Source organism: Eubacterium sp., assembly GCF_057858645.1.
This window is the reverse complement of record NZ_DBLZZO010000003.1, coordinates 84,984-96,651: the sequence shown is the minus strand read 5'-3', so window position 1 is coordinate 96,651 and position 11,668 is coordinate 84,984. Positions and strand designations below refer to the sequence as shown.

The following is an 11,668-nucleotide window of genomic DNA, read 5'->3' as shown; positions in this document are numbered from 1 at the left end:
TAATTATTATAAACATAAGAGCGGAACTGCCGTTAAAGTAGTTCCGCTTTTGTGAAAAAGGGAAAGGACAACAATGAAAAAGAAGATTACTACTATTATAATAGCTATAGTTTGTATCGTTGTTGCTGCACTTGTTTTAACACAATTTGTTTTCAAAACAGAAACATCACATATCAAAGATGTAGATAGTAATACTTTTGAAAAAGCATATAATTTACTTTCTACATCTTATCTAAGCGATGGAGAAGAAGCAGAAGTATACTACACCGATTTCATAAAGAAGAACACAACAATTGGTGAAGGAACTCATGTTGCTAGTTTGAAAGACGGAATTGATGCTAATAAGTTCTATAACAATAAGAAGAAAGACAGCACTGATGACACAACACCAAAGGCTGTTACAAACTATAATTCAACAATGACTGAATTGAATTATAATGATAAGGCTGAATATACAGTCAAAGTAGATAAAGAAGGTTTATATTACTTGAACCTTGATTACATTTCTATTGGCGAATCATTGTCTGATTATACTGTAAAACTTACAGTAAATGGAAAGCAACAGTATTCAGAAATGAACACTATTGCATTACCAATCATATGGGCAGATGAAGACACAAAAACATATGTAGGTAGTGATAAGAAAAAGAGTTTTCCATTAGATAGTTATGGCGATGAAATAGCACCAAGTCAGAATAGAGTTCAGGAATGGACAAATACATATTTATACAATAATACATACGTTTCAAGCTCCCCGCTTTCATTCTATTTAAAGAAGGGTGTTAATAAGATTAAAATTGAAAACGTATCATCAGGTGGTTTAGCAGTTGGTAAGCTTCAGGTAGAAGCAGGAAAAAACAACACTAAGTCATATAAGGAATACGCATCAGAACATAGTAACGCAGAATTAGTAAAAAATAGTGATGATGCATTACAGGTTGATGCAGTATACTATACTAAGAAAAATTCATCTGATGCAGTATATGGATCTGAAACAAAATCTTCGCTTACAAGATTCAACATAGATAAAGAAAAATTGAATACATTACAGTGGAATGCAGCAGGTATTGAAGTTACATATACAATTAATGTAAAGAAAGCAGGTAACTACAATCTTACTTTCCATTATGATAATGGAAAGAAAGAATTTGATTCTTTCGAAACAATTAAGATTGATGGAGAAGTACCTTTTAGCGAACTTTATAACTACGCATTCGCACCGGTTTCATCAGGTTACGCTAATGAAACATTATCAGACAAAGATGGTAATGCATATAGCATTTATTTAACAGAAGGTAAGCATACAATTTCTATTAAGCAGGAAAACCAGCCTGTAATGGAAGCTTACAGATATGCATTATTACTTCAACAGCACATTACTGATTTTGAATTGGAAATTACAAAGATTACAGGTAGTGATGTTGATACAGAACGTAACTGGAAAATGACAAAATATATTCCGGAAATTCCAGAATATTTAAAAGCATATAAGACAGTAATTCAGCACATTAGATATATTCTTCAGGATTATTCACCTAATGGAAATTCAAGTGCAGTGCTTACATATTTAGATGAAGCAGAACAGTTTATTAAAGATATGCAGAAATATCCTGATGAAATTGCTTTGCACACAGCTGACTTAACTGGAGCAGATAACTCTATCTTAGTTTCATTAAGTAATTTTACAACAGAAGTTACATCAAATGATTTTACATTAGATAGAATTTATGTAACTGCTGATAAAGGTCAGATTGAAAAACCAAACCCATCAGCAGGTAGCTCAATGTGGACATCAATTAGAACATTGGTAAATACATTTACATCTTCTAAATATGCTACAGGTGCAAGTCAGGACAGCAAGACTTTAACAATTTGGGTAAATAGAGCTATCACTCATGTAGACTTGTTACAGAAGATGGTAGATACAGAGTTTGTTCCTTATTATAAGGAAAAAACAGGAAAAGACATTAAGGTTAAAGTTTCTACAATGCCTGATGTTGCAAAATTAACATTGGCTATTGCAGCGAAAGAAACACCTGACGTAGCATTAGGACTTATGTCTTATGTACCTTTTGATTTATCAAGCCGTGGAGCTTTATATGATTTAACAAAGTTCGATGATTTCTGGACAGTGGCAAGAAGATTTCCAACAGGATCTTTTGTATCATATGTATACAATGAAGGTATGTATGCAATTCCTGAAACAACAGACTTTAACGCTATAGTTTACAGAACCGACATTTTTAACAACTTAGGACTTAAAGTCCCAAGTACATGGAATGAATTAATAGATATTTTACCAACATTGCAGAGATATGGTATGAACTTCTATCATAACATTGCATTAGGTACAACAGGTTACAAGTGGTTCTACCAGACATCCCCAATGATTTTACAGAATGGTGGAGAATTATATACTCAGGACGAGAATGGTCTTGTTACAACAGGTATTGATTCTAAGAAATCTGTAAAGGGATTGTCATTGTTAGGTAACTTATTTACAAAGTATTCACTTGAAACATCAGTACAGAACTTCTTTAACTCATTTAGATATTCAACTAATCCAATTGGTATTATTGGAATGGAAGATTATACATTGATTAATAATGGTGCTAAGGAATTAGAAGGTAAATGGGCTATCGCTCCATATCTTGGAACAGAACAGGAAGATGGTAGCATTGACAGAACATTCGTTGCAAATGGTACAGGTGGAGCAATTTTCAAGACTTCAAATAAGAAAGATGAATCTTGGGAATTCTTAAAATGGTGGACAAGCAAAAAAGTTCAGACAGAATATACTTATACATTACGTTCATCTTATGGTAAGACATTCTTCTGGTTATCAGCTAACAAGGCGGCATTACAGAATAACCCAATGGATGAAGCTGATAAGAAGATTATTACTGAACAGCTTGACTATGTAACAGACGTTACAAGAACACCTGGTCAGTACCTATTAGAAAGAACAATTTCTAATATTTGGACAACAATGGTATTCGACGGAACAGCCGGTCAGGTAGCTGTTGATGAAGCTAAGAATGATGTTAACAAGGAAATCGTACGTAAGATGCAGGAACTTGGATATTATGACGAGAACGGAAAAATGGTTAAGAAATTCAAACTTCGTGGATATGATTGGATAAAAGAAAATCAGGATAAAGCGAAAGCTAATCCGGAAGAGGAGGTAAGCAAATAATGAGTAGTGCAGCTGCAGCAGTAGAGAAAACAGCCACAAAGTCAAAAGGCGGTAAAAAATTCTACCAGACTGAAGGATTTAGATCATTTTTACTTTTACTTCCTTACGGATTGCTATTCTTTACATTTATATTATTGCCAATACTTATAGCTATTGGTTTATCATTTACATACTTTGACGTTATTAATATGCCAAAGTTTGCAGGGTTAACAAACTACATTACTCTTTTTACAGGTGATGAAGTTTTCATGAAATACGTTTTACCTAACACTGTACTTTACGCTATTGTAGTTGGTATTGGTGGTTATGTATTATCGTTTATTATGGCATGGATTCTTGCTCAGGTTACTCCAAGAGCAAGAACACTATATGCTTTAGCAATGTACACACCTTCATTGTCAGGTCAGATTATGATTCAGGTTATCTGGAAAACAATCTTCTCAGGTGACCAAAGTGGTCTTGCTAACGCATGGTTACAGAAATTAGGCTTTATAAATCAGCCTATTCAGTGGTTAATATCATCTGACTACTTTATGCAGATTATGATATTCATATCATTATGGTCATCAATGGGTATCGGTTTCTTATCCATGTTATCAGGTATTATGAACATAGACCAGGAATTATACGAGGCAGCTTATGTGGATGGTATCAAAAACAGAGCCCAGGAAATTATTTATATTACAGTCCCATCAATGAAACCACAGATGTTATTCGGTGCGGTTATGTCAATTGTAAACGCATTTAACATGGGCTGGATTGGTGTAGCGTTGGCAGGTGCAAACCCAACACCTGATTATTCGGGTCAGTTAATAGCCAACCATATTGATGATTACGCGTTCGTTCGATACGAGATGGGTTACGCAGCTGCAGTATCAGTTGCACTTCTTGCATTGGTATGGGTATGTAGTAAAGTAGCAAACACATTATTTACAGAGAAAGAAGAATATTAGAAAGGAGGATACATAAATGGCAGGTTTTCAGGGGAACAGAATTAATCCAACACGTTTTTCGCGTGGTCAGATTAAGTTTCATATAATTGCATTACCATTATCAATATTTATGATCCTTCCGGTAATATTTATGATAAATAATGCATTTAAACCTTTGGGAGAATTGTTTAAATTTCCACCAACATTATTTGTACAAAATCCAACATTGGATAACTTTAAGAATTTATTGAACTTATCAGGAGCAACAGGAATTCCAATGTCCAGATATTTCTTAAATTCATTAATCGTAGCAGTATTAACAGTAGTGCTTGGAATTCTCATTACGATTATGGCAGCTTATGTACTTTCAAAGAAGAAGTTCAAAATCAAAGGTGCTTTATGGGAAGTAAACCAGATGGCTCTTATGTTCGTAGCAACAGCCGTAGCTATTCCAAGATACTTAATTATCGTAAACTTAGGCGTATACAATACATGGTTTGCACATATCTTACCATTGATTGCAATGCCTGTAAGTTTATTCTTAGTAAAACAGTTCGTTGATGGTATTCCAGATGCGTTAATTGAAGCAGCGGTAGTAGACGGTGCAGGAGATATTACTATATTAAGAAAGGTAATTATTCCTTTAACAAAACCGGCTCTTGCAACATCTGTGGTTCTTACATTCCAGCAGGTATGGAACAACGTGGAAACATCAAACAACTATATTACAAACGAAGCATTAAGAACATTAACATACTATTGTAACTCCATTGGTGTAAACAATGCTGTAGCGGCAGCCGGTATGGTAGCTGCATCAAGTTTGATTTTATTCTTGCCAAACTTGATTATATTCATTTGTATGCAGTCTAAGGTTATGAACACAATGGCAAGTTCAGGTATCAAGTAAGGAGGCAGAAATGAAAAAAATTATGAAAAAAAGTTTAGTTCTGTTTCTAGCCTTGGTATTTGTGGTAATGTCAGTGTTACCAGTGGCAGCATCACAGGCAACCAGTTACTCATATACAGAAGATGATCAGGGAGAATTGGTTAGAACACAGGATGCATATTTGCCTGACAGAACTATAACAAACTTAGAATTATCAGATCCTGAAGATATGGTAATTGATGATAACAACATTGCTTACATAGCAGATACAGGAAATCAGAGAATTGTTATTTACGATTTAAACACTGAGAAAATCGTAAGAATCCTAAATGGTAAAACAGTTAACGATAAAAGATTCCCTGGATTCAAAAGTCCTAAGGGTGTATTTAGAACAAATGCCGGTGAATTATATGTTGCTGACGTAGGACAGAAAGCGGTATTCAAATTTACAAAGGATTTTAAATTCGTAAGAAGTTATTTAAAACCATCAGCAGCTATTTTTGCTGATACAAACTACGAACCAAGTAAGGTTACAGTAGATAGCGGTAACAACATCTACATCGTTTCAGAAGGTGTTTACGCAGGTGTAATTCAGTTGGCAAACACAGGTGAGTTCTTAGGATACTTCACATCAAATAAGTCAAAATTAACACCACAGCAGATGTTCTTAAAATTAATTTATACAAAAGAACAGCAGAAAAAATCAGAGTTATTAAATACTCTTCCATCTACATTCTCTAATGTTTTTGTAGATACAAATGGTACAGCATATTCAACATGTATGGGTACAGGAAATGACTTACTTAAGAAGCATAGTACAGATGGTACTAACATGCTTGGGAATGTTAAGACTTCTTCAGCATTAACAGATGTTACTGCAAACAAAGACGGTATTATTTACGCAAGTGATTCACATGGTATGATTTGGGTATATACAAGTCAGGGTGAAGTAATCTTCCAGTTAGGTGCAGAAGCAGCAGACAAAGATATTTCAGGTTTATTTACATCACTTACAACAATTGCTGTAGATAACAGTGGAAACATCTGGACAGCTGATGGTGAAAAAGGATACTTACAGTCATTTACACCGACAGAATATGCAACAACTATTTTCAAGGCTTTAAAAGAATATGAAAATGGTGATTATAAAGAAGCCCTTAGAGATTGGAATTATGTATTAAGACTTAACCAGATGTCAGTTCTTGCTCATAACGGTGTAGCAAAAGCTTACTACAATGATGAAGTTTATGACAAAGCAATGGAACATTTTGAAATTGCCGGAAACAGAGACGGTTATTCAAACGCATTCTGGGAAGTAAGAAACAAATCAATCCAGAAGTGGTTAGGAACAGTTTTAATTGTTTTAGTTATTCTTATTGCAATTAAGATTGCTATCGGATTCATTGATAAGAATCATGTACTTAAGAAAAAGAAAAGAGCTCTTGGACAAAAACTTAAGAATACACCTGTTATTGGTGAATTAGGTTATGCGTTCAAGATAACAAAACATCCAATTGACAGATACTATGATATTAGAGTAAACAAGAACGGTTCAGTGATAGCTGCAACAATCTTATACATTGTTTTCTTCGGAGTATACATGTTATACCAGACAGGTAAAGGATTTATTTACCAGTATTCAAAAGTAGAAGACATGGATATGGGAGCGGTTATCGTAGGTTTCTTTGCAATATTAATTTTATTTATTATTTGTAACTATCTTGTAACATCAATTACAGATGGTGATGGTACATTTAGACAGGTTTACTTAATACCTGCATACGGATTAATACCTGCAATGATATCAATGGTAGCAACAGTTATTATGTCATACGTATTAACATACAACGAATCATTTATCTTAACAGTTATTATGATAATTGGTGTATGTTGGAGTATTGCTCTTATATTTGAAGGTCTTTCAACAGTTCATGATTATGACTTTAAACATACAGTAGTAAGTTTGATAATCACAGTAGTATTCATGCTTATTGCAGCAATCGTTGTTTTAGTAGTTATTATTATGTGGGAACAGTTAAAAGATTTCTTAGTAACAGTAGGAAAGGAGATTATAAGAAATGTTACAGGCAGCTAAACATAAAAAGATTAAAATTACAGCACTTGTGGTATGTCTCTTATGCGTCCTTTCACTTAGCGCTGCAGTAGCAGCTGCGTTCTTGAATACAAATAGAGATACAAGACCTGCACCTAACAAGGTAACATCAAATATGAAAGTAACAAACGCATATCAGTTACTTTGTAAGAAAGGTAATTATGAATATTATTTCAGAGATGACCGCGATATTATCTTAGTTAGAAACACAAAGACAAAATATGTTTGGAAAACAGGTGTAGATGTTGCACTTCCTAAAGAAATTGAAGAAGCTTTAGATGTTGTAACAAGTGCAAAAGAAGATAAAGATCCTTCAGAAATCAAAGATTACGCTGAGGAAAAAGGAATGACAGTTGCGCAGGTTAAAGAACTTGCCAACACACCAAAGGATTCATCATTTACTAATGACCAGTATGCAGCATTTGCAAACTCAATTGTTACAGTTGAGTATTATACAGGTTCAGGTAAGAGTATGAAGACTACAAGAGTTTCATCAGCAGCAGCTAGTGAGAATGATGGAAAATCAGGACTTAGTGAAGTTGATAAAGAAAAGGGAGAATACAAATTAGAATGTGTATTCAAACTTGGTGATGATGATTTAGGTATGAATGTATATATTACATTCGGTGATGATGGAAATATCAAATACGATATACCATATAAAGAACTTACAGGTTCAGGCATCAAGAAAATTGCTAACGTAATCATTACACCGTTCTTAGGAACAAGTGGTGGTGCTACATTAGCATATGATGAAGAAGAAGCTGACTGGGTTAAGTTACAGGGAAAAGAATTAACACCTGGTTATGCATTAATACCTGACGGAAGTGGAGCTTTAGTAAGATTCGCAACAAACAATACAAAGTTCAGTGAATATCAGGGTAAGATTTATGGAACAGATCCATCAACAAACTTAACATATTATGCAACAAGCGATGACGTTGTTCCTGTACAGGAACCAACAATGCCGGTATTCGGTATTTCACATGGTGATGGAACACAGGCAGCATTTGTTGCTTACGCTGATAAGGGTGATGAATACATGAGCATAAATGCAGTCCCTTCAACAACAGCAGAAGGTGAAGTAAGATATACATACGCTTACCCAACATTTAAGTTCAATTCAGAATATTATCAGGTAACAAACCAGAAGGGTGATTCTTACAGAAAGACACAGGATACACCAAACAAGGTTGATATTTCAATGACATATCAGTTCTTAAGTGGCGATGGAAGTGATGGAACACCATCAGCAGATTACGCAGGTATGGCTCAGGCATACAGACAGCACTTAATTGATAATGGAACATTGAAAGAAAGAACAACAGAAGGTTCAAACCTTCCAATTAGAGTTGACTTCTTAATGTCAGATTCAAAGAAAGGTGTATTCTCAACACAGCAGGTAACAGTAACAACTGCTGATGATGTAAGAAACATCTTAAACAAGTTAACAAAAGATGGAGTTGAAAATATTAATACAGGTTTAATCGGATGGCAAAGCGGTGGAGAAACATTATCAAAGCCAAACAGCACAAGTTTTTCAAGTGCCGTAGGAAGTGAAAGTAAGTTCACTTCATTAATATCTGATTTTGCTAAGAAGAATATTGATATTTCATTCTCAAGAGAGTTTACAACAATTAATGAAGATATGGTAAGTTACTACAGCAACTCTGCTAAGCACTTAAATACAAAATACCTTCAGGTTGATAAAACAGATATTTTACCAAAGAATGCTCCTGTAACAGAATTTGGTTATGCACTTCCTAAGAAGACAGCACAGTGGATGGATGACTTATATGAAGACTTAGGAGAATACAGCAAGTCATTTACAATTGACGGAGCATCAAATGTATTAGTTAGTACATACAGTAGTGATGGTGTAGAAACAACAGTAAGTGATGCAATTAAGTTATATCAGAATTCATTACAGAAAATGAAGAAGAATGGTACAACACTTAACTTAGTAGCACCAAACAAATACTTATGGAAATACACAGACAGATACTTACAGTCACCTGTAGGAACATCACAGTATGTATACGAAACAGATACAGTTCCATTTTTACAGATGGTACTTAACGGTACAATGGAAGTATATGCACCATATGCAAACTTCTCATTCTACTCAACAACAGACCAGTTAAGAATGATTGACTACAATATTTGTCCTTCATTTGTATTAACACAGGAACCATCATATCTTTTAGCATCAACAACTTCATCAGACTACTATTCAACAGAGTTTGAACAGTATGAGCAACTTGTAAAAGATATTTACAACAAAGTCAACACACCATTATCTAAGGTTATTGGATATAAGTGGTCAGGCCGTAAGGTAGTAAGTGACGGTGTTATCGTTAATACATACAAGAAAGACGGAGATACAAAGAGTGTAGTAATTAACTATACAAAGGATAAAGTTACTGTAGGAAATACAGAAGTAGCTGCACAGAGTGCAGAAGTAATTGAAGGAGGTGTTAAATAATGGCTGAAGAAAAGAAGACAACAGAAGTAAAAACAACTCCTAAAAAAGACAAGCCAAAAAAGGCTAAGAAAATGCGTACATACCAGCAGAGACAGGACAGAACAGGTTATATGTTTATGGCTCCTTGGATTGTAGGTTTTGCATTATTTACATTGTTCCCATTTGTATTTACTATTTATTTAAGTTTTACAAATGTAAAGAGAACAATCAGAGGATACGAAATTGAATGGACAGGTGTAGGAAACTACGTTAAGGCGTTCATTGGAAACAGTGAATTTACACCTGCGTTAATTAAGTATTTACAGATGATTATACCTTACACATTTATTGTAGTAGTATTATCATTTATTATCGCTTACCTTTTAAATAAGATTAAAGTAGGTAAGGGTGTTTTAAGAACAATTTATTTCTTACCTGTTATTATCATGTCTGGTCCGGTTATGACACAGATTATGGAAGTGCAGGGGGCCGCAGGACAGGCAGCAGCTCAGGCTACTGCATCAGCCACGGCGCCAGAAACAACCAATGCATATTTAAATATATTTATTATGCAGATTATAGACAGCTATTCACCGGCACTTGGAAATGCCCTAGCAGGTGTATTTGATCAGTTATCAATTATACTTTGGTTTACAGGTATTCCAATTGTATTATTTATCAATGGTTTACAGAAAATCAACCCAAGTGTTTACGAAGCAGCAAAGATTGACTCAGCCAATGCTTGGCAGATTATGTGGAAGATAACAATTCCAATGTTAAAACAGATTGGACTTATTATTACAGTCTTCACAGTAATACAGCTTGGTATGTTCAGCTCAATTAACCCATTATATGAGTTAATTCAGGAAAAGACAGGTGAAACAGGTTCAGGTCTTGGATATGCCGCAACTTACGCATGGATATACGCGTTAGTGGTACTCTTACTTGTTGGATTTGTGTTCTTACTATTTAGAGATAAGAAACCAAAAGATATCAAGGCAAGACAGAAGCAGGAAAAGAAATTAAAGAAGCTGGAAAAACAGCAGAAGAGAAGATTAAATTCTCAGAAGAGACATCAGGCAAAGGAGGCAAAGTTATATGGCAAATAAAAATAACAGTGCAAAGAAGATTGATTTGTCATCAGTTAAGAAAATCAACTTTGCCAAATTAAAGAGATTAAAAGCTGTAAACATTATTTCAAAATTTGCAATTTACTTTGTATTAATTTGTATTGGATTCATTTTCTTAGAGCCAATCTTTGAAATGATTTCCAAATCAATTATGACAACAAAGGACTTAATTGATCCATCAATTACATGGATTGCAAAACATGCAACATTAGATAACTTTAAAAATGCTATTGGAACACTTGATATTCCAACATCAATTTTAAACTCAATTTGGTACTCAGCATTACTTGCTGTTGCTCAGACATTTGTATCAGCAACAACAGGTTTCGCATTATCAAGATACACATTTAGAGGAAGAAACTTCTGGTTTGTAATGTTAATTATTGCATTCATTCTTCCTGTACCACTTTTAACAGTACCAAGAATTATGATGTTCAGCACTGCTGAAAGCATTTTAGGATTTAAATTAATTAACACAGTTGTTCCACAGTTCTTATTAGCATTATTAGGACAGGGAACATACTCAACAATGTTGGTATTGATATTCTACAATTTCTTTAACATGATACCAAAGTCACTTGATGAAGCGGCAATGATCGATGGTGCCGGTTCATTAAAAGTTTTCTATCATGTAGCAATTAGATTATCAATTTCAACAATCTTAGTTGTATTCTTATTCTCATTCGTATTTAACTGGAATGAAACATATACAACTAACATACTGACAGGTGATGCTTTAGAGTTATTACCGGGAAGATTATCATTATTTGATAACGGTTCAACTTCAAATGCCGTAAGTGAGTTAAACGAAGCCATCAAGATGGCAGCTACACTTATAGCAATTGCACCATTGTTAGTATTGTACGCATGCGTACAGAGACAGTTCATTGAAGGTATCGAAAATACAGGTATCACAGGTGAATAAAACATTTTAGAACAGGTGCGTA

7 protein-coding genes are annotated in these 11,668 nt (G+C 34.3%); all 7 read left to right on the top strand.

The annotated features are described in order from the left end of the window. Nucleotides 1–73: 73 nt before the first annotated feature. Genes ACZM4J_RS01930 through ACZM4J_RS01900 form a run of 7 tightly spaced genes read left to right on the top strand, consistent with a single transcriptional unit; the run spans nucleotide 74 to nucleotide 11,646 of the window. Complete coding sequence (locus ACZM4J_RS01930; protein ID WP_022164714.1) at nucleotides 74–3,196, top strand: extracellular solute-binding protein; 3,123 nt, start codon at nucleotides 74–76, stop codon at nucleotides 3,194–3,196. Then, a complete protein-coding gene (locus ACZM4J_RS01925) occupies nucleotides 3,196–4,149 on the top strand; it encodes a carbohydrate ABC transporter permease (protein ID WP_022164715.1) in 954 nt (317 codons plus the stop codon). The genes ACZM4J_RS01930 and ACZM4J_RS01925 overlap by 1 nt, the downstream gene beginning before the upstream one ends. Before the next feature lie 16 nt (nucleotides 4,150–4,165). Continuing rightward, nucleotides 4,166–5,035, top strand: coding sequence for a carbohydrate ABC transporter permease (locus ACZM4J_RS01920; RefSeq protein ID WP_302689965.1), 870 nt, complete (start codon nucleotides 4,166–4,168; stop codon nucleotides 5,033–5,035). A gap of 10 nt (nucleotides 5,036–5,045) precedes the next feature. Further along, on the top strand, nucleotides 5,046–7,109 hold the full coding sequence (locus tag ACZM4J_RS01915) for an L-dopachrome tautomerase-related protein (protein WP_022164717.1): 2,064 nt from the start codon (nucleotides 5,046–5,048) through the stop codon (nucleotides 7,107–7,109). Beyond that, nucleotides 7,093–9,612, top strand: a complete 2,520-nt coding sequence (locus ACZM4J_RS01910; protein WP_022164718.1) for a DUF5696 domain-containing protein — start codon at nucleotides 7,093–7,095, stop codon at nucleotides 9,610–9,612. Before ACZM4J_RS01915 ends, ACZM4J_RS01910 begins: the two co-directional genes overlap by 17 nt. Further along, nucleotides 9,612–10,700, top strand: coding sequence for a carbohydrate ABC transporter permease (locus ACZM4J_RS01905; protein ID WP_022164719.1), 1,089 nt, complete (start codon nucleotides 9,612–9,614; stop codon nucleotides 10,698–10,700). The genes ACZM4J_RS01910 and ACZM4J_RS01905 overlap by 1 nt, the downstream gene beginning before the upstream one ends. Further along, nucleotides 10,690–11,646, top strand: coding sequence for a carbohydrate ABC transporter permease (locus ACZM4J_RS01900; RefSeq protein WP_489485516.1), 957 nt, complete (start codon nucleotides 10,690–10,692; stop codon nucleotides 11,644–11,646). The genes ACZM4J_RS01905 and ACZM4J_RS01900 overlap by 11 nt, the downstream gene beginning before the upstream one ends. Nucleotides 11,647–11,668: the final 22 nt, after the last annotated feature.

Coding starts and splice junctions, on each gene's coding strand:
- ACZM4J_RS01925 (WP_022164715.1), top strand. CDS start 3,196: ATGAGTAGTGCAGCTGCAGCAGTAGAGAAAACAGCCACAAAGTCAAAA.
- ACZM4J_RS01905 (WP_022164719.1), top strand. CDS start 9,612: ATGGCTGAAGAAAAGAAGACAACAGAAGTAAAAACAACTCCTAAAAAA.
- ACZM4J_RS01920 (WP_302689965.1), top strand. CDS start 4,166: ATGGCAGGTTTTCAGGGGAACAGAATTAATCCAACACGTTTTTCGCGT.
- ACZM4J_RS01915 (WP_022164717.1), top strand. CDS start 5,046: ATGAAAAAAATTATGAAAAAAAGTTTAGTTCTGTTTCTAGCCTTGGTA.
- ACZM4J_RS01900 (WP_489485516.1), top strand. CDS start 10,690: ATGGCAAATAAAAATAACAGTGCAAAGAAGATTGATTTGTCATCAGTT.
- ACZM4J_RS01910 (WP_022164718.1), top strand. CDS start 7,093: ATGTTACAGGCAGCTAAACATAAAAAGATTAAAATTACAGCACTTGTG.
- ACZM4J_RS01930 (WP_022164714.1), top strand. CDS start 74: ATGAAAAAGAAGATTACTACTATTATAATAGCTATAGTTTGTATCGTT.